This window comes from Candidatus Bathyarchaeota archaeon (assembly GCA_026014585.1).
Classification (GTDB): Archaea; Thermoproteota; Bathyarchaeia; order Bathyarchaeales; family Bathycorpusculaceae; genus Bathycorpusculum.
Genome location: JAOZIA010000022.1, coordinates 226,563 through 244,949, shown reverse-complemented (window position 1 = coordinate 244,949; position 18,387 = coordinate 226,563). Strand labels below are relative to the sequence as shown.

The following is an 18,387-nucleotide window of genomic DNA, read 5'->3' as shown; positions in this document are numbered from 1 at the left end:
CATTATAAAAAGCAAGCAGCCGCTAAAGAAAAAGCTTGATTAAACCGGGGGTTTTGGTTGCCCAAGCTTCTTGTTTAGGCAAGCACTAATGAATGATGCGTATTCTGGTGAGGGTCTTCCGGGTCTGCTTTTGAATTCTCCGTGGAACTGCGAGGCAAAATAGAAGTAGTTACTGGGCAACTCCAAAGTTTCCATTCTTCGTCCATCCAAGCTTTTACCCGTGAAACACAAACCTTTGGCGCGCATTGTCTCAATGTAGTCTAAGTTGACCTCGAATCTGTGACGGTGACGCTCCATGATTTCGTCCTGTTTATAGAAATTATATGCCATACTTCCTTTCTGCAGGACAACTTTGTGGACGCCCAATCGCATGGTTGCACCTTTGTTTGAGATGCCGCGTTGTTCAGGCATAAGGTCAATAACTGGGTAGGGTGAGTCAGGGTTGATTTCTGTGCTGTTTGCGTCTTTCATGCCGCAGACGTTTCGTGCAAATTCTATGACTGCAAGCTGGAATCCGTAGCAGATTCCTAAGAAGGGGATGTTGTTTTCTCTGGCAAACTGAGCCGCAGCGATTTTGCCCTCTGTTCCTCTGGGACCAAATCCGTAAGGAACAAACACGCCATCAAACTCGGATAACTCTTTGAGGCAGGCGGGTTCACGTTCAAACCTTTCTGCTTCCATGTAAGATATGCAAACTTTGGTTTTGCACGCTGCACCACCATGACGCAGTGCCTCAGTCATGCTCACGTAACTGTCAGTTAAACCTGCATATTTGCCTACTAACGCGATTTTTACTTCGTGCTCGGGGTTGGTTACTCCCTCAACAAAGGTTTGCCATTCCTGCATGTACTGACTTGGGCAATTGAATGATAATCTTTGACAGACAAAATCGCCCATGCCTTGCTTGTCTAAGATAAGTGGAACTTGATAGACGGATTCTGCATTGTAACTGCAGAACACGGCGTTTTGGGGGATTGTACCAAACAAAGCGATTTTTCGCAGTGATTCAGCATCTATCATTTTGGGGCTGCGCGCCACAATAATGTCAGGTTGGATACCGATGCGACGTAGCTCGTTGACGCTGTGCTGGAGTGGTTTAGTTTTCATTTCTCCTGTTACATCAAGAATCGGAACCAACGCAACATGCACATAAAGCGTGTTTTCGTAGCCTTCTTCAATGCGCATTTGCCGGATAGCTTCAAGGAAAGGTAAGCCTTCAATGTCACCCACAGTTCCGCCAACTTCAGTTAGAACTACGTCTGCGTTTACAACTTTGCCTGCGCTTTTTATGCGTTGTTTGATTTCGTTGGTTACGTGGGGGACGATTTGGACGCAGTGTCCAAGGAAGTCGCCGCGGCGTTCTTTTTCGATGACGGATTTGTAGATTGAGCCTGTGGTCAGATTATTTTCCTGTTTAAGGCTTACATCCAAAAAGCGTTCATACCAGCCCAAATCCAGGTCGGTTTCGCCGCCATCATCAGTAACGAAGACTTCGCCGTGCATGTACGGGTTCATTGTGCCCGCGTCAACGTTAACGTATGGGTCAATTTTTACAACTGTCGGTTTTATTCCTCTAAATTGAAGCATTTTTCCAATAGACGAGGTTAAAATGCCTTTTCCAACTGAACTTAGCACTCCTCCAGTTATGAAAACGTACTTGACCGTTGCTTTTCCCCCATTTAAGTTACAACTTCTAACGTAAAATGATATAACTCTTTTGTGTGTGCTCTAAAACTATCATGGAAATATTTAGAAAAAACAGGTAGCGCTAACATCCTCTGTCTCTGTTACCTTTAAAAATAAGCCAGCGCCCCATTCAACCATGTTTTACCTGATGTCTGCTTAGGCTTCTTTCCTAGTGGTTTTCTCTTGGTTGGGCAGTATGTGTTAAGGGTGAACCGCATTTTGAGCAGTAAACCATTCTTTTTCCCATTAGGTATCTTAAACCTAATGCCTATTCCTGCTTTTTGGTGATGCCTTTAAAATGAAAAAATGGGAAAAAATCCGTATAATTCTGCAAAATATTTTAATTGTTAACCTCTAAATTAATAATGAGAGATATCAAATGCCCAAAGCTTATGTGTTAATTAATGTTGAGTCAGGCGCTGAAGAATCAGTCATAAACGAGTTAAGAAGCATCGGCGGAGTAGAGGAATCTTACTATTCATACGGCGTGTACGACATCATAACAAAAGTAAACGCTGAAACCATGGAAAAACTAAAAGAAATGGTTACCAAAAAAATAAGAATCCTAAGTAGAGTCCGCTCAACCCTAACTCTGATTATGATGGAAGAATAAATCTCATTTTTTCAAGATTCTGTTGCTCCCAATAAACGTCCTGCTACTTCTAACTCAACTAGTAGACGCTATAACTGATGTTATTCTTACCAGAGCAGCATTGAAGTTATTACAAAGGAAAACGTTTTAACCCTATAAAGGCTATTGCTGAGAAGGGTACCATATTGGCAGAAACGCAAACAATCAAAAAAAGGCTGATTTTCCGCTCTATTCTTCTCGTTGCACTTTTAGCGGTGGCAGGTGTGTTGGCTTACTGGCAGATGCAACCTACATCAGACACCGCGGACAAGTATGTGCTCTTTCAGGTTGCAGCCTTTAACAGTTTTGCAGAAGGCAACTATTCAGGATTTTACTCTTACGGCGATTTAGCAGAGCACGGAGACTTTGGAATCGGTACCTTTAACAACTTGGATGGTGAAATGGTGGCACTTGACGGAAAATTCTATCAAGTGCCAATGGATGGTATCCCAATACAGGTCGATGCATCCTACACCGCGCCGTATGCGACAGTAACATTTTTTGAGGCAGACCAAACAATTCCAGTTACCGAGCAATTGAACTATACAGGGCTACTTTCGTTCATCAGCACGGCTTTTCCTGACCAAAACAGCATCTACGCCATAAAAGTAGCAGGAAACTTTAGTTATGCTCAAACCCGAAGTGTCCCCACACAGTCAGAGCCTTATCCGCCGCTTTCTGTACCTGTAGCAAACCAAGCGGTCTTTAATTTGACCAATGTTGAGGCAACTGCTGTGGGTTTCTGGTTCCCAAATAGCATGGACGGCGTAGACTATGCAGGTTTTCATTTACACATGATTACCACTGACTATCAGGCGGGTGGGCACCTGCTGGATTGTGTCATTGAAAACGTCACAGTTGAAATTGACCAAATCAAGACTTACCAGCTGATTCTTGCCCCGTAGAATACACCGTTAAAGTGAAAACTTATTTTTTGGAATTTTGACCGTTAAAAGTTGCTTTGTGTTGGTTCAGAAGTAAGTAGCTGCTGGAGTTTAAGGTATTTTTCCAAAAAAACGGTACCTTTCTTTGTTGTTACGTAATGAATAAAACAACTGTCTTCCGCATTGGATGCCTCAAGCCAATTCTTCCTAAGCAACAGTAAGATACATTTTCTAAATAGTTTAGGCGGCAGGCTAACGTTTGTTTTGAGGGTTCTTTCAGAAATCGGCGTTTTACAGGCATCCAGAATTTCTGAGAGTATTTGACTGTTATATCGCCTCAAAGGGGTTACCTCAGCAATTGATTGTTAAGCGACTAACCAATTAAGCGTATGTTATTGTATAATGGCAGTCACAAGGTAGCCATTACTTGTTTTTCAGCCAGTTTCTGGATTTGCAAATGGTTTTACCTGCAAACTTTGCTTCCAAAGCACCCTCATAAGGACACATCTCTACACAACGCATACAAAGCATGCAACCTGAAGTTGTCACGTCTCCACCTTTGCGCTCATAAACTTCCGTAACCTGTGTGGGGCATACTCTTTTGCAGACGCCACATTTGGTGCATTTCTGCTCGTTTTTCTCAAGTTTGGTTAGGGCAATCTTGTTGAATGGGCGATAAGTGCTAAACAGGGCAGTTAAGGCGCCTAATGGGCAAATTCTACACCAGAAACGTCGATAAGCCAAAGATAACGCGGTTATCACGCCAAATATGATAAGGTTTATTGAGGAAACATAGTAACCCAGACTGTAAAAGGGACCTGTAATTATGTCAAAAACGTAATCTGCTTCCATATAACCAAGACCCATCTGGGTCAATGTGCATAAGGGTCTCATAGGGCAAATCACACAGAACGGCGCTTGGAAATGGTTGGTTATAAATCCTCCTTCAGAGTTTGAAAAGTTTGCCAGTTCTGTTCCGGGAACAAGCTGATACCCAAAAATCAAGCCTGACCCAAAAATTATGCTAATTATCATAAATACTGCAATTATAACAAATCGGGATTGACTGAGTTTATCATTGGTTTGTTTGGAAAGCGTCAAATGTTTTTTGGTGAAAAAGCCTCTAAGTCGCGTCAATAAATCCATATACAAGCCAAACGGACAAAGCCAACCGAAAAACGACCGCCCAAGAATCAACGCACAAACAATTACAGTGCCAAAAACAACTGCTAACCGCTCCAAACCTATGGTAGTGTAGTAGGCCCCATACCCTGGTCCTGTTTCCCAAAGAGGGAAAATATAGGTTTGCATCTGCCAAATTGGGCAAGTAACTGTGCGTCCAGAACCAAAATAGCAGCCTAACACTGGAATGGATAAGCCGTCAGGCAATGCGTACCCAAAGATGTCTGTGGCTATCAGGTGGTCTCTTGGTGCTATGCCTAAGGGTAGATACTGGGTTGTTCCAAAGGGCCCAATCAGTAACCCCATGAATATGACGCAAACAGCTACTATTTGGATGAAAAGACGAAGGTTGCTGATGTTGGTGGTTTTGTTTTTTGCAAATTTAATTATTGCTACTCCACCAATTAAGGCGATTCCTATGAGGATTAGCAATGCTGCTTGAGTGCTGATGATTTCGAAAGCCACTTTGTTGACTCACTTAACGAAGAATGTACATGTTGCCTTTATGAACTTACCTACTTTTAAGTTGCTCAAAGACTTATCTGCTTATGTCTCTGATTACGGCTAATCGCCAACTGTTATTATACATGTCCACGGATGTCCAGTGGCATTGTTCACGTACATAAGTACCCAATGCAACATTTGCTGAAGGAACGTTATATTCAAGGGTTCCAGTGGGGTTGCTAAGGAGGGTTCCTATTCGCGTGTTAAAAGTAAAGTTTCCAATTCGGGAAGTGCCCAATCTCACAGTGGAGCCGATTTTGGTTGCATTTTGGTCAAAAATCACGGTTCCATTGGTTTGAACCGCCCAAGCCTTGAACTCAGTGCCTGATAAAACCTCTGTTACCGTGCCGTTCATGATTTGACTTGGCAAAATCACAATGCTAACTGAACCTTTCAAGTTACAGGCATCATCAAAAACAGGTGCAACCATCACCACTCCACTGAACCCTTCAACCAGTGCGGTCAAGTTGCTCATTTGGGGCATAAGCGTTTGATGCATAACTATGTTTTGGGCTTGATTACTGATGTCTTGTCCTATGATGTTATTGTACTGTTCTGGTTGAACCGCCAAAAACACATCATTAACATCACAGATTGCACAATTAACAATGTAGGCATTGCTGTTGCTTAGTTGACTTAGGATGCTGTTAGCTTCTGCACTCTGCAAATCCACCGTGGCAAGCTGGTTTGCGGTTGCAGTTAAGCTCTGGTTAAGCATGTTAAGGTCAGTGGTGACTTGACTTTGAATCTGCGTCAAACATGAAACAAATTGAGATTGCACTGCAAGTTCATCATCAACGACTTTCTGCTTTGCCCACAGGCAAAACTCATTGGTAGCTACAACTAAAGAAACAATTAACGTGACCACTATTATTGCAGTTATGATTTTCGAGTGCTCCAATTTGCCTCAGCAAATAATTACATCAGCTTATCCTATTATGGGTTACGAAAAACAAAGAAAAAATGTTGCCCTCAACACTTCAACACTACAAAGCAACAATTACACATAAATCATTAACATTAGTTGAAGTGGCTCCAGTCATGATAAGATCGCCGATTTGCTCAAAGAAATCATACGAATCATTTTCTGCAAGAAACAATTTAGGATTCAACCTTCTCTTTTTTGCACGCTTCACAGTGTAACCATCCACAACTGCACCCGCTGCATCTGTTGGTCCATCCACACCATCCGTACTAAAAGCTGCAATCACGCATTCTTCAAGTTCAGACAGGTTTAGAGCTGCAGAGAGCGCAAGTTCTTGATTTCTGCCCCCTTTTCCCTTGCCCTTCACGGTAACGGTGGTTTCTCCACCAACCACGATGCCAACAGGTTTAGGAAATGGCGATTTGCTACTGCAGAAGAATTGAGCAAGTGCAGCGCCGACTTCTCGGGCTTCACCTTCCAGTAAATTGGGCAGTAGCACAGTGTTTAATCCTTTAGACGATAGGTATTCTACGGCAGCTGTGACTGCGGTTTTGTTGTTTCCAATTATTAGGTTGTAAACTTTTTCAAAAGCCGTATCGTTTGGTTTAGGTGTTTCCTCAATCTTGCTTGCTATTCCATCTAATATGCTTTTGTGGATTGATACGGACACGTTATCCCATAAACCATACTTTTCCAGCACTGCTTTTGCGTCGGAAAACGTTGAATTGTCAGGTACTGTGGGGCCTGACGCAATAGAATCCAAGGAGTCACCCATCACATCTGACAGCACAAGGTTCAGAACTGTTGCGGGATAAGCTTTTTTGGCCAGCCAACCCCCTTTAAACTCGGAGAGGTGCTTACGCACAATGTTAACCTGTGCTATTGGAGCCCCACTTTTTAGTAAAGCACTTGTAATGTCCTGTTTATCTGTTAAGGAAATGCCTTTTCTTGGTAGAGGCATAAGGCTTGAACCGCCGCCTGAAATCAGGCAAATCACCAAATCATCTGCCCCTGCACGCTCAGCAATACGGACTATTTGCTTGGTGCCTTCTACACCGTTTTGGTCAGGAACAGGATGACTAGCTTCATGAAGTTCAATAACGCTGGTTTCATGTTTTGTTCCATAAGGAACATTCACTGCTCCCCCCGTCAAGCGTGCCCTCAGCAGCTCCTCCAATGCCTGCGCCATTTTGCCGCTTGCCTTACCCCCACCCACCACATAAACATGCGCAAAATCAGAGAGGGTAAACTTGGAGTTTTCAACGTGGAGGGTATCATTTTGCACTTTGATTTTGGCGTTGAGAAGTTGTTTGGGTTCTACTGCGTTTACGGCGTACTGTAGACTTTGCAGGGCTAAGTCGCGGCTTTTTTGTAGCTCGGGAGTTTGTCCATTTTGTGTTAGCTGCTGGCGGTTTTGTATTTCTATCATGTTTCTAACTTGGAGGTTTGAAAATAAAAAGGATGAGGAAAAAAGAAAAAGGTGAACGTGTGTTTATTGAGGTGTGTACGCGTAGGTTATTTCCGTAATAGACCCTGATTGCCAGGTTCCAACCCAGATAATCATGTAAGCATCAGAAGCTGCTGATGGCGGGTATGTTACTGAAACAGTATAAATTGGGTCGGGAACAACGGGGTTAGTTATTGTCACGTTCCAACTGCCGCTTATGTAAGAGTAAGCTGTTGAACCAAGACCGCCAGTTTGAATTTCACCGCCAGTCCAAATCATGGAGCTGGTAATGTATTCGGCTATTTCAGCGTGGTTTTCTGCAATGTATGTCATTACTTCTTCGCGGACTTGCATCTGAACGGGTGGCGCATATGTGTAGGCTGTTTCTGTTATGGCACCTGATTGCCATGTTCCTTCCCAGCTAATCCAGTGAGAGTCATCTGTTGCAGTTGGGTCGGTGTAAGTTACTGTAATTGTGTACTCTGGATTGGCTACTACTGGGTAATGTATTGTCACGTTCCAGCCGTTGCATGTGTAAATGTATGTTTCTGAGCCGACTAGACCTTCGGGTGTTGCTTCTCCGCCTTCCCAGGTCAGAGTGCTTGGGAAGAATTGTTCAGTTTCTGTGTGGTTTGCTTTAATGTATGCTATTGCGTCGTTTCGAGCTTGCTCTTGCTCTGTTAGTTCTGGAGTTGGTGTTGAGTTAAGGTAGGAGTACGCATAGTATCCAACGAGAATGATGACAATTGCTACGATAACAGTAGAGATTATAAGCACATTTTTTTTCATTTTTCATCGGTCTATAGATAGCGCTGAATCCCTATATAGCACCTTCTATCTTTGGATTGCAGGGAACACCTGATGTACTCATAGACAACATTGTCAAGAATAACTAATTTAGGCAGAACCGCCCATTTTAAAATGCGCCTATGAAGACAATTGCACGTAACGATTGGAATGGTTTTCCAAGCATGAGTTGCAGCATTAGTGTACTGAGGCGTCAAAGCCTATGTAAACGTTAATTAACGGTTACGCCAAGCAGATAGCTATGATTAAGAATCCTCCAAGACCACCTTTCTGGTTCATCCGCGAAGGCGATAAACTCAAGCCCTGCAGCAAAGCCGAATTTGATCAGGCAATTCTTGAAGGCAAAAGCATACGATACCGCGGATACGCAAACAAACGAGAAGAACACATCGCAGAGAAACTGGAGGCGTCTCGCATGGAATTTTTAGCTAAACCTGACCTACCTGAAAAGTTCAAAACTGCAATAACCAACCCTGCCAACGTGATTGAAGTACAGATAATGCAGGTTGATGACCCTGAATTTTGGCTAAAAGAATTCAAGCACCCAAAGTATCATCAATAATTATTTCTTATTTTGAGTGTTTACCTGCTCCATAACTATCACTGCAGCTTGTTTTTGGTCTGGCGGAATTGGCACACGTGTAGTGTATGTTTGGGGTCCCGCACGGGTATATGTTGTGTACTTGAAAATTAGCAGTGACAGGTTTTTCTTTTCTTCAATAGATACACTCTTAAAGCTTGTCATGGGTGCACGCCACATGTAGAGTTTACCGTTAAGATAAATGGCGTCTTTGGTGATGTAGACTTCTTTGGGTCCGTTCAGGTTTTGCCGATAATTGCTCCACACGGTAAACCGCCACGCAAACAAAACCAGACCAATCAAGCCAAGCATGACAAGGAAAACATAAAAGCCCGCCTCAGGGTCAAGAACCCAAAACAGAACACCAAAGAACAGGGCAAAGGCTGAAATAATCAGGAATAACCCTTTCTTTTCGGCATTTTCTGTCTGCTGCTCTTTTTTTGTGTACATCTCCCAGTCCTGTGGTGTGTATGTCCAATGGGCAAGGATGCCTTTACGGTTCAAAATATTAGCCAGTTTCCCCGCATACCCAAGATATACCGCTCCAACGATGCATCCTACTATGGCAATAAAGAAACTGGCAAAAGAAATCGCAAAGCCACCATCAAAACCGTCAATTCCCACGGCTTCAGGAACAAAAATCATGATGGCAAAGGTAAATGCAATTGTAAATGATGCTGTAGCGGTTTTTCTGTAGGGGTTACTGTTCAATTTTAATCAAGCTGAAAAGAGTGCGCTCTAATCTATTAACCTTTGACTTGTTACAGGGGTTCTCGGTTTAGCCGCCTAAAAAGCAGGTTTGCAATGCCCGCAACGATTAAATCAGCTATAAGCCAAACAAGCCAGTTAACCTCAGCAACAAAAGCTAACACACTGAAAAGTATCAAAAGACTTATTGCTACTGCGCCCACGATTTTCTTTTGGCGCTGGATTTTTTGGTTTTTAACTTCAGCATTGGTTGGCATAGAAGTATTCTTTGTTGCGATGTATTTTAAATTTCCTGAGACCCCACCATAATTAGAGTAAATTCTGTTGGCTGTTAATTTTCGTATAAGCTTAAATCGTTTTGGCATCAACAGTTAATCAGGCTAACTAATGACACATAGAAACAAGCCTCAAATTTTCAAAACCAAAGGCACAAGCATAATCAGCATAACCGCTTTGCAACTGTTCATTGGTGCAGTACATGTTATCTTTGGACTGCTTCTCATCACTATCCAGTTGACAGCTTACAGCGTTTACACTGTGGTTTTCGGCTTGTTTGTGCTGGTTTTTGCTGTTCTGGTTTGGCAAGAGAAAAAGCTGGGATGGATTGGAACAGTTACGATATTGTTTTTTGTTGTTGTAGTAGATTCACTAACGTTGTTGGATTTGCCCAGCATTCCAGGTATTCCTAAAGTGGCTGGGGCAATTGAGATAACCTATAGCGTGATTGTTGTGACCTGTCTTTGTTTACCATGGGTTAGGCGTAGGTTTTTTTAGGGTTCGGGTATGGTTGCATTGTTGGGGTATCCGCGGCTTTCCCAGTATCCAAGGAAATTGGGGTTATCGGTTAACTCGATTGTTGTTATCCACTTTATCCATTTGTAGCCCGCTTGGCTTTCAGCAACCAACTCAAAGGGGAAACCACGCTCGGGTGGAAGCACCAAATCATTCATTTTGTAAGCCATCAAGATTTGTTTATCATTAATGTACTCCAAAGGTAACTCAGTTGCGTACCCGTCGTAGGCTCGGAAAACCACGCCTACCGCTTCGGGTTTTATGCCTGCTTCTTTTAACAAGTCGCTTACGAGGAAGCCTTCCCAGAAAATTGTTACTGACCAGCCTTCGACGCAGTGGAGAGTGACGACTTTTTGGTATTTGTCAAATTGGTTTAGGATTTGGTCGTAGGTGTAGGTGACTGTTTTGTTGACTAAACCGGTTATGGTTAACTGATACGTGGTAATGTCGACTTGTTGTGGTCCTAATATGGAGTTTTCTCGGAAGTCGCTGATTGACGAGAGGTTTTCACCTTGGTACTCTCGGACTTCTGCGGGGTACAGCTTTTTTGGTTCTAATGATGGCAGAATTTGAATCACCAGCGCCATAGAAACAGCCAGAATCAAAACAGCAACAAACGCAATCGTTAGAAGCGATTTTCTACTTTTAACATTCTGCATTACCTAACAACTGCGTTTTGGGCTGGTTTATACTTATTTGTTGCAAACCCAGGTTTTTGATGGTTATCATTAAAGTTTAAAACCTGCAAATTCTATTTCTATGCAGGTGCCTTCTGTGAAACAAACGTTTTGGCTACTGGATATCAACTCAAAAATTACAGAGGACACCGCAGAAGTATGGCTTTGGGGCATAACACCAGAAGGCAAACGTGTACTCATAATTGACCGTGATTTTGTTGCCTATTTTTACTGCGTGGTGACTGAAAGTTTTGATGCATCGAAGTTGGCGGGGCAAATCAGCAGTGGCTTTGCAGAGTCAGTTGTGAAAACTGAAGTTGTTTCGCGGAGGTTTTTTGGGCAACCTGTGATGGCAATAAAAGTTTACTGTAAAAGCCCAAGATCTATTGATGGCGTTTCCAAGCAACTTCGAGACTTCGAAGGGATAAAAGAGTGCTTCGAAGATGACATCCGAACAGGCATGCGTTACCTCCTTGACAACAGCGTGGTTCCCTGCACATGGCATGAAGCAGAAGTTCAAGAAGAACCAAACGTGCAAACCGCAAGAGTGGACACCGTTTACGCAGCCCAGTCACCACCAAAACAGTTGAATCGTCTTGATGCACCAGCACTGCGGGTTTTGGCGTTTTCGATGATGTGCTACAGTTGCGAGGGTTCGCCTAAAGCAAGCAGAAATCCCGTGTTCATGATTTCCACTGTCAACAGCGAAGGCAAAGAAAACCAGTTTATTGTTGGCGAAGACAAAAACGACGCGTCAGTGCTGGAGGAATTCAGCAGTTACGTGCAGATTTACGACCCCGATGTGATTGTCAGCTACGGAGCCAACAGCAAGGACTGGAATTACCTCAAGAGCCGATGTAAAAAGCAGGGCTTAAAATTGGAACTGGGCAGGGCAGGTGGCGAACCCTACACCAGCATGTATGGACATGTTTCGTTATCGGGCATTGTAAATGTTGATTTGGAAGATTTCGGTGACATTTTTCCTGAAGTTAAAGTCAAAACTCTGCAGAATCTGGCAGATCACTTAGGCGTAAAAAGTCAAGAAGCATCCATTAATGATGTTGAATTTGCTGCCTACTGGGATGACCCAAAGAAACGTGAAAACCTAAAACGATTCAACCTTGACAATTCACGCAGAGTTTTGGGAATAGCGAATTTGCTGCTGGATTTTGCCATGCAACTTTCAAGCTTAGTGAGTTTACCGCTGGATCAAGTAATGTCCGCCGCGGTGGGGTTCCGTGTGGAGTGGTTTTTGATTAAGCAAACACGCATTTTGGGAGAGTTGATTCCAAGGAAAATGGAGCAAATTTATCTGCCTTACACGGGCGGCTTAGTTTTTGACCCTAAACCAGGATTGCATCAGGACATTGCGGTTTTAGACTTCAAATCCATGTACCCCAACATAATGATAACCTACAACCTATCCCCAGACACATACATCCCCCCAGAGCAACAGGTACCTGAAAGTAGCGTTTACGAAGCCCCCGAAGTCAAACATCGCTTCCGCAAAGAACCAGCAGGATTCTACAAAGAAGCCCTCACCTACCTCATTAGCGTACGTGGACAAATTCGTAAAGAAATGAAAACACTGCAACCCCAAACTGTGGAGTACAATATTTTGGATGCACGCCAAAAAGCCGTCAAAATCGTCACCAACGCCGTTTACGGTTATGCTGGCTGGACAGGTGCCCGATGGTACATTAAACCTGTGGCTGAAGCTGCAAGTGCATGGGGGCGCTTCATTATTCAAAGCGCGGCGCAGATGGCAGAAGAGAAAGGGTTGGAGCGCATTTATGGAGATACTGACAGCCTTTTCTTATCTTACAAGCCCCAAGTTATAGAAGCGCTTACTGAACAAATCAGGCAAAAATATGGTTTAGAAGTGGAAGTCGGCGAAAAATACAAACGGGTTTTCTTTACTGAAGCCAAGAAACGCTATGCTGGCTTGCGCGGGGACGGCAGCTTGGACATTGTGGGTTTGGAGGTTATTCGCGGTGACTGGGCAGAAGTAGCCAAGCTGGTGCAGGAAAAAGTCCTTGAAATCATCCTAAAAGACCAATCCCCCAAAAGCGCAGTCAACTATGTGCATGTAGTTATTAGGCAACTGCGGCAAAGGCAGATTCCCTTGCAGAATTTGATAATATGGAAAACCCTCACAAAGCCACCCCAAAAATACAACATAAAAGCCCCACACGTGGAAGCAGCCAAACAACTTATTGAACATGGCTGGCGTTTAACCAGTGGCGACAAAGTGGGTTACGTGATTTTACAGGGCAAAGGCAGGCTCTACAGTCGCGTTATGCCTTATGTTTATGCTAAACTTGATGATGTAGATGGAGACTATTATGTGGAGCATCAGGTGGTTCCTGCAGCCGCAAGGATTTTAGCATTTTTTGGTGTAACAGAAGAACAACTGCTTAAGGATCAAGAAACAGAAAAGTTAGAAAAGAAAAGTTTAATGGATTTTATGGGCGCCTAAGCCATTATACGTGCAAAAGTGATTAAATCAACATTAAGCACTGGCTTTACCGCTTCAGATACACGTGAAGCAATGACTCGTTTGATGTTCTTGTCAGCAGCGATGTCAACAATGCGTTGTGTGATGATGCCATCGAAAACAACTGTGTCCACGCCGGGTACCTGTTGCAGTTTTTCTGCGAGCTGGCTAACGGGCATGTGTTCGATTTGTTCAAGTTTATCGTTTAACAGTACTGCTTCAAGGGTTCCCTGTAAGGCTTTGACTGATGCAATGATTGGTTCTGGGACTTCTGGTTTGGGTGCTGCTACTGGTTCAGGTTTTTTAGGTGCTGGCTTGTGAAGTTCTGATACTGGAACACGGTTATCTAAGGCCTCAGCGATTTCTTTGCAGTTGCATTCCTCGATTTCTTTGCCTCGTGGAGCGCGTCCCACGTATTTTATGTTGGTGACTTGCAGGAGTTCTTTTTGGATTAGGTCTCCGCCGCGGTCGCCGTCTAGTAGTGCGGTTGCTTCTCTGTCTTTGGTTAATTTTTTTATGGATTCTGGAACCTTGGCGCCTTCCAATGCAACTGTATTGAATAGCCCGCAACGCATTAAGTTAATGATGTCTGCTCGTCCTTCAACAACAATGATTTCTTTGGAGCTTTCTAGTGCTGGTCCTGCGGGTAGGTCTTCTGGCCCGAATTTTTCGACTTTGCCTACTTTCATGGTGTCGCTGATTTCTTTGTAAACTTCTTCTACGCTGGGCATTGATTCAATGTTCCATCGGTGAAGAATTTCTTTGGCGCGGTCAATGATGAGTTTTCGTCTTGCTTCGCGTATATCTTCAATTTTGTCTAAGTGAACTTTTGCTGAGCATGGACCAACACGGTTTATGCTCTCAACGCTTGCTGCTATTAGGGCGGTGGATACGCGGTCTAGGCTTGTTGGTATAGTTATGGCGCCGTGTGTTCGGTCGTTTTTAGAATGTAGGTCTATTTCGATTCGTCCGATGCGGCCTGTTTTTTGGAGTTCGCGGAGGTCAAGTTCTGGTCCAAAAAGTCCCTCTGTTTGCCCAAAAACTGCGCCGATAACGTCGGGCTTTTCTACTACACCTTCAATTTCGAATCTCGCGTGGATAACATACTTTATAGTGAATGTTTGGGATGTTCCCGTAAGTGTGCACTTCCTTTGAGTTATTTATTGAGTTAGGTTAGGTTTTTTTTTAAAGCGAGACATTCTCGCTTAATTATAGATTAATAGATTATGATTATCTATCTACTACTTCTTACATTATTTATCGAGGCTATTTAATATTGATTGTGGTTTTCTGATAAGTTCATCAGTAACAAACCCAAAATTTTTTCAAAAATTCAAGACAACGGCTACAAAAAATGGTGCTTGATGGTTTGGTGTCTTGAATTAATTTTGAAATCACAATTATTGAAGTTTAAACCTTAAATTGTGCCTTGCAACCCATTTTTAAACCATAAAGTAAAACAAGGCTGGACTTTAACTCATACTTATTTTGGTTTATTAACTCCATCACTGCGACTTATCCTCTCGAATTTCTTTAATCATCTGCTGCTTCAAAGCTAAACTCAACTGCTTAAGCTGGTTATCTTCTATATGGCCCTGCCCTAGAACAGTCGCGTTAGCCTGCGCTTCCCGCGTCAATATTTCCTCAGGATTCAAACCCCAAGCTCTAATGATTTCTTTGAGTGCATCGATTTTGCCAACTTTAGTTTTCTGTTGAACACACAAACCTGACGCTGCATAAATGCCCCGCAAATACTCAATACCCTTCATCTCGATGTCATGGTAGGTGCTGATTGTGTGACCCATCATATACTCGATGTAGTCTCGGTCAACCTGCAAAGATGCCAGCTGTGTTTTGAAGAATTTACGGATACTATGCGGACAAATGCTATGGCGTCTACCTAAAGCCTTACTTTGAATCAAACCAGCTTTCTTGTACAATTCATGCACTGCCAAGTATATTGCATAAGGCGTAACAAAAGCAGGCCTGCGACTGTGCCGCGCAGATATCAACGGTGAATTGTCAGCAATGATTTCAGGAGGAATCTTATCAGTGCCCTGACGTCGCATCTGCAAATAAAGCCGTATGTAATTAGCTGCTTCAGCGCCCAAGAAAGTATCGTAATCATGGTATTTGCCTTTGGTTATGTTAGCTTCTACGTGAACGTGTAGCGGAACTATTCCAGCTTCCAAATCCCTTCTCACGTGACCAACAGTCAGCTTTGTAAGCGTTCCCTCACGGAACCCGCCTAAAGCCATACATGAAACAATCACGCGGTTCCGTAAATCAGCTATAGCCAAGATTTTCTGCAGTTCTTCAGGTGTCGGTGCCCGCGGTTTATACGTTACCCTATTAGGTATGCTATAGGGCAACTGAAGCCTAAGACCGTTAGCTCTGAAAAGCGCTTTTATGCCTTTAGTGAAACTGTGCACGGTACCAGGAGTTAATCCCTGCGCCTGCAGTTCTCCAATGTAATCGTCTAGTAGCCTGTTGTATTTTGATACTGCTTTAAGATTAGGGTCGCCGTCTTGGTCTTTGCAGCTATTTATCATCTGGTCAGGTTCAATGTTTAGCCAGTTGCAGAAACGGTACACATCATACATGTAAACAGTAAGCGTTCCTGGGCTGCCTGTCCTGTAACGTAGCAGGTTTCTTGCAAGTTCAAGCGTTGACTTATTAGCAAAAACCATCGGCAAAACCTTAGGAACCTTTGCAGTCAGCGAATCAATAATCCAGCGGTAAAGATGTTGCTCAGCTGCCGAATGTGGCTCTGGAATCGTGAACTCAGCGGTTTTAACAATAGAAGTCGGAGTGATGGCTAGATTTTTCATTGTTTTATTCATTGAGTTTTTCGCTCCTTTGGCTTGAGCGCATACTCACTTTCACTATTAGTTGCATGTGCATTTAAAGCCTGCTTCAAACCCAAACATACCCGCTCAAGGATGCAAGATTTCAAGATAACCAAGCCATTAACCCGCTTCTCATCAACAGAAACCGCTCGGTCAGTCACCAAAAGCAAAACCTCATCAGTTTCCTCTTTAACCCAACCAACGGCTTCACGTAAAACAGCATTTTTAGGGGGCACTGTAAGATTTTTGAAAACCACATGGTCCCTGTAACAAACATAAACAGGATAGTCGTTGCTGGAGTTTTGGGTGCTGACCTTTACAGAGGTTCTCGCTTCCTGACCGTTGCTGCCAAACATGCGCTCAGAAGCAAAACACAAATCAGCCTTACCCACTCCAACAACCTCCACTAAGAAATAACCTCCAAACGTTTGCATTCACAGTTTTTTCGAGGACAACGCCGCGGCAATGCGCCCAAACGCTTAACCCACGACTTCTTTTTAACCTGCCAAACATGCCCACATTTACGACACTGTACCATTGGCGGTTGCTTCTTACGGTGCGGAAAATCCAACAAAACAGAAACCATTTAGAGCCTCCTGTCTTTGGCTGATTCGCCTCTCTTCAAACCATTATGCAACCGCTGATACTCAATGCACCCGCTTTTACGGTCATTATGACAAAAGTCACTGCCACAAAGCCAAGCCTTACGCTTAGTCGGATCCTTACGGCTCGGACTCTTGCAAGTATCACTAAAAGGACAAGAAACTCTCAACTCCGAACCAAAAACTATGTTGCCGTCAGGTTGTGCACCAAAAGAAGAAGGTCCATCGCTAAAACTTACCGAAAAACCAGCCATTAATGAGGCACCTCCGACATAGCACCCTCAGCTCTCCGCTGCTCATCCGCCTCATCTTCTTCCAAAATCTGCTGAGTAGTGTCGTTCTCACGTTTCCGCTTATCCAACCAAAAAAGCCGCGTAGAAATCTCCCGCTGAATCGAACACGCCAAATCCTGCAAACGATAAACCGCCGCCTCCAGCTCCCGCATCGTAGTTTTGTCTTCAGGTGTACCCAAATCAGCAGTAAGATAACGTTCAAGCCGACTCATAGCAACCATAATCTGCTTCTCAAGCTCGCCATATTTTGCACCAATCTCATGCAAAACCACCTGCTGCTGAACCAAACTCAAACCCTCAGACTCCACTTTAACCCGCTTACGCAACGCCGCCAACAATTTCTTAAGTTCCAAAGCCTTCACATTAGTCGAAGCAACATTTTTGTCAGTCCAACCACGGTTAACGCCACATTCATCGCAAATAGCCGAGTTAGTATCAGCGTGGTAGTGTGCCCAAGAACCAAACGGCAGCTTCTTTTTGCAGTCACGACATTCCAAATCGTCAGGAATCCGCTCCCACTTAATCGGATGATACCGCAACTCCTCAGTAACAAAAAACTGCGCATCCGCAATCTTTTTAGCAACACATTGACCACAACAAACCTCCAAAGTTTTGCTGCCAACTGCCCGCGCACGCTTAGCCTCGGCAGCCAACCGCTTAGCTTCACCCTTTCCAGTAGTCAAAACAAACTGCGTCTCAGCCTCTTTGCCGCAGTCACATTTAGCACCTGCACCCATAGAAACAGAGTAAAGCTTAGTCTGAGGCAAACCATTAGACAAATGCAGCAACCCCCTCAACTTCAAGCCGAGACAACCGGCACCAATAACAATAATCATCTGACTCTGGCTTATCCGCCAAAGTTACCCGACGAGCACGCACCTGTTTACCTTTTCCAGAAGTAGGCACAACAACTTTGCGCATCCAACGATGCTTCCCTGGATGGCCAAACATAATTTTAGGCGAACCCCACTGAGCCAACTAATCAAGCCTCCTTTTTTTTGAAAACCTGCGGAATCTCAAAACGTTCCGAAACCTGGGCTGCCTGCAACGCCCTAAAACTCCGTTCCGCTCCTGGCTCGTCAATCTCACTGCGACCCATCAGATAGCCTCCGCAAAAGAAGCCTCAGCAACACCCTGAGTAACCAACGCGCCAGACCGCAAATCAGCAGTCACTAGCGAAGCCGAGCCGTCGACGGTTGGATCAAAGGGCAAAGCAGCCCGCATAACACCATGCACCTGACACCTACACGCAGCGTCAAGTTTAGAATGACAAATTGGACACCAAGCGCCTGCAGCAAAATTTTTCTTACGCATATCAAAAAC

The 18,387-nt window shown here is 43.9% G+C and carries 21 protein-coding genes; 5 read left to right on the top strand and 16 right to left on the bottom strand.

What is annotated here, in order from left to right; translation table 11 throughout:
- Positions 1–39 precede the first annotated feature (39 nt).
- A complete protein-coding gene (locus NWF01_08070; protein ID MCW4024974.1) occupies positions 40–1,710 on the bottom strand; it encodes a CTP synthase in 1,671 nt (556 codons plus the stop codon).
- A 355-nt stretch (positions 1,711–2,065) separates the two neighbouring features.
- Between NWF01_08070 and NWF01_08065 the strand changes: the two genes are divergently transcribed.
- Both NWF01_08065 and budA read left to right on the top strand, forming a co-directional pair.
- Positions 2,066–2,299 carry an Lrp/AsnC ligand binding domain-containing protein gene (locus NWF01_08065; GenBank protein MCW4024973.1) on the top strand — a complete coding sequence of 78 codons (234 nt, stop codon included), beginning with the start codon at positions 2,066–2,068 and terminating at the stop codon, positions 2,297–2,299.
- A 164-nt stretch (positions 2,300–2,463) separates the two neighbouring features.
- A complete protein-coding gene (budA, locus tag NWF01_08060) occupies positions 2,464–3,222 on the top strand; it encodes an acetolactate decarboxylase (GenBank protein ID MCW4024972.1) in 759 nt (252 codons plus the stop codon).
- Between the two features lie 44 nt (positions 3,223–3,266).
- On the opposite strand, the gene NWF01_08055 is transcribed toward budA, so the two are convergent.
- From NWF01_08055 to NWF01_08035, 5 genes are all read right to left on the bottom strand, one after another.
- On the bottom strand, positions 3,267–3,542 hold the full coding sequence (locus tag NWF01_08055) for a hypothetical protein (GenBank protein MCW4024971.1): 276 nt from the start codon (positions 3,540–3,542) through the stop codon (positions 3,267–3,269).
- A gap of 82 nt (positions 3,543–3,624) precedes the next feature.
- Positions 3,625–4,848, bottom strand: a complete 1,224-nt coding sequence (locus tag NWF01_08050) for a 4Fe-4S binding protein (GenBank protein ID MCW4024970.1) — start codon at positions 4,846–4,848, stop codon at positions 3,625–3,627.
- A 73-nt stretch (positions 4,849–4,921) separates the two neighbouring features.
- Positions 4,922–5,788: a hypothetical protein gene (locus tag NWF01_08045; protein MCW4024969.1), complete on the bottom strand. Its 867-nt coding sequence runs from the start codon at positions 5,786–5,788 to the stop codon at positions 4,922–4,924.
- Positions 5,789–5,873: 85 nt separating this feature from the next.
- Positions 5,874–7,241, bottom strand: a complete 1,368-nt coding sequence (locus NWF01_08040; protein MCW4024968.1) for a glycerate kinase — start codon at positions 7,239–7,241, stop codon at positions 5,874–5,876.
- Between the two features lie 63 nt (positions 7,242–7,304).
- Positions 7,305–8,048 (bottom strand): hypothetical protein, encoded by a 744-nt coding sequence (locus NWF01_08035; GenBank protein MCW4024967.1) that lies wholly within the window; start codon positions 8,046–8,048, stop codon positions 7,305–7,307.
- Between the two features lie 259 nt (positions 8,049–8,307).
- On the opposite strand from NWF01_08035, the gene NWF01_08030 reads away from it, so the two are divergent.
- Positions 8,308–8,628: a hypothetical protein gene (locus tag NWF01_08030; GenBank protein MCW4024966.1), complete on the top strand. Its 321-nt coding sequence runs from the start codon at positions 8,308–8,310 to the stop codon at positions 8,626–8,628.
- On the opposite strand, the gene NWF01_08025 is transcribed toward NWF01_08030, so the two are convergent.
- Positions 8,629–9,357, bottom strand: a complete 729-nt coding sequence (locus tag NWF01_08025) for a hypothetical protein (GenBank protein ID MCW4024965.1) — start codon at positions 9,355–9,357, stop codon at positions 8,629–8,631.
- 50 nt (positions 9,358–9,407) lie between these two features.
- Positions 9,408–9,719: a hypothetical protein gene (locus NWF01_08020; GenBank protein MCW4024964.1), complete on the bottom strand. Its 312-nt coding sequence runs from the start codon at positions 9,717–9,719 to the stop codon at positions 9,408–9,410.
- 22 nt (positions 9,720–9,741) lie between these two features.
- On the opposite strand from NWF01_08020, the gene NWF01_08015 reads away from it, so the two are divergent.
- Entirely contained in the window at positions 9,742–10,128 is a 387-nt protein-coding gene (locus NWF01_08015; GenBank protein ID MCW4024963.1) for a hypothetical protein, read from the top strand.
- On the opposite strand, the gene NWF01_08010 is transcribed toward NWF01_08015, so the two are convergent.
- On the bottom strand, positions 10,125–10,805 hold the full coding sequence (locus tag NWF01_08010; GenBank protein ID MCW4024962.1) for a molybdopterin-dependent oxidoreductase: 681 nt from the start codon (positions 10,803–10,805) through the stop codon (positions 10,125–10,127). The genes NWF01_08015 and NWF01_08010 overlap by 4 nt on opposite strands.
- Positions 10,806–10,920: 115 nt before the next feature.
- On the opposite strand from NWF01_08010, the gene NWF01_08005 reads away from it, so the two are divergent.
- The gene (locus tag NWF01_08005; GenBank protein MCW4024961.1) at positions 10,921–13,302 is read left to right on the top strand and encodes a DNA polymerase II; all 2,382 of its coding nucleotides are present in this window, start codon (positions 10,921–10,923) and stop codon (positions 13,300–13,302) included.
- Here NWF01_08005 and dnaG read toward each other — a convergent pair.
- From dnaG to NWF01_07970, 7 genes are all read right to left on the bottom strand, one after another.
- Entirely contained in the window at positions 13,299–14,420 is a 1,122-nt protein-coding gene (gene dnaG / locus NWF01_08000) for a DNA primase DnaG (GenBank protein MCW4024960.1), read from the bottom strand. The two genes, NWF01_08005 and dnaG, sit on opposite strands and share 4 nt — an antisense overlap.
- A gap of 405 nt (positions 14,421–14,825) precedes the next feature.
- Complete coding sequence (locus NWF01_07995; protein ID MCW4024959.1) at positions 14,826–16,163, bottom strand: site-specific integrase; 1,338 nt, start codon at positions 16,161–16,163, stop codon at positions 14,826–14,828.
- Positions 16,160–16,561 (bottom strand): hypothetical protein, encoded by a 402-nt coding sequence (locus NWF01_07990; GenBank protein MCW4024958.1) that lies wholly within the window; start codon positions 16,559–16,561, stop codon positions 16,160–16,162. Before NWF01_07990 ends, NWF01_07995 begins: the two co-directional genes overlap by 4 nt.
- A 14-nt stretch (positions 16,562–16,575) precedes the next feature.
- Positions 16,576–16,755, bottom strand: a complete 180-nt coding sequence (locus tag NWF01_07985) for a hypothetical protein (GenBank protein MCW4024957.1) — start codon at positions 16,753–16,755, stop codon at positions 16,576–16,578.
- Complete coding sequence (locus NWF01_07980; GenBank protein ID MCW4024956.1) at positions 16,756–17,025, bottom strand: hypothetical protein; 270 nt, start codon at positions 17,023–17,025, stop codon at positions 16,756–16,758. It lies immediately after the preceding gene.
- Positions 17,025–17,843, bottom strand: coding sequence for a hypothetical protein (locus NWF01_07975; GenBank protein MCW4024955.1), 819 nt, complete (start codon positions 17,841–17,843; stop codon positions 17,025–17,027). Before NWF01_07975 ends, NWF01_07980 begins: the two co-directional genes overlap by 1 nt.
- A 319-nt stretch (positions 17,844–18,162) precedes the next feature.
- Positions 18,163–18,378, bottom strand: coding sequence for a hypothetical protein (locus NWF01_07970; GenBank protein ID MCW4024954.1), 216 nt, complete (start codon positions 18,376–18,378; stop codon positions 18,163–18,165).
- Positions 18,379–18,387: the final 9 nt, after the last annotated feature.

What these genes read in the sequence shown, in the direction of transcription:
- NWF01_08035 (MCW4024967.1), bottom strand. Translation starts at nt 8,048, where the DNA reads ATGAAAAAAAATGTGCTTATAATCTCTACTGTTATCGTAGCAATTGTC.
- NWF01_07995 (MCW4024959.1), bottom strand. Translation starts at nt 16,163, where the DNA reads ATGAATAAAACAATGAAAAATCTAGCCATCACTCCGACTTCTATTGTT.
- NWF01_08065 (MCW4024973.1), top strand. Translation starts at nt 2,066, where the DNA reads ATGCCCAAAGCTTATGTGTTAATTAATGTTGAGTCAGGCGCTGAAGAA.
- NWF01_08030 (MCW4024966.1), top strand. Translation starts at nt 8,308, where the DNA reads ATGATTAAGAATCCTCCAAGACCACCTTTCTGGTTCATCCGCGAAGGC.
- NWF01_07970 (MCW4024954.1), bottom strand. Translation starts at nt 18,378, where the DNA reads ATGCGTAAGAAAAATTTTGCTGCAGGCGCTTGGTGTCCAATTTGTCAT.
- NWF01_07985 (MCW4024957.1), bottom strand. Translation starts at nt 16,755, where the DNA reads ATGGTTTCTGTTTTGTTGGATTTTCCGCACCGTAAGAAGCAACCGCCA.
- NWF01_08010 (MCW4024962.1), bottom strand. Translation starts at nt 10,805, where the DNA reads ATGCAGAATGTTAAAAGTAGAAAATCGCTTCTAACGATTGCGTTTGTT.
- NWF01_07980 (MCW4024956.1), bottom strand. Translation starts at nt 17,025, where the DNA reads ATGGCTGGTTTTTCGGTAAGTTTTAGCGATGGACCTTCTTCTTTTGGT.
- NWF01_08040 (MCW4024968.1), bottom strand. Translation starts at nt 7,241, where the DNA reads ATGATAGAAATACAAAACCGCCAGCAGCTAACACAAAATGGACAAACT.
- NWF01_08020 (MCW4024964.1), bottom strand. Translation starts at nt 9,719, where the DNA reads ATGCCAAAACGATTTAAGCTTATACGAAAATTAACAGCCAACAGAATT.
- NWF01_08015 (MCW4024963.1), top strand. Translation starts at nt 9,742, where the DNA reads ATGACACATAGAAACAAGCCTCAAATTTTCAAAACCAAAGGCACAAGC.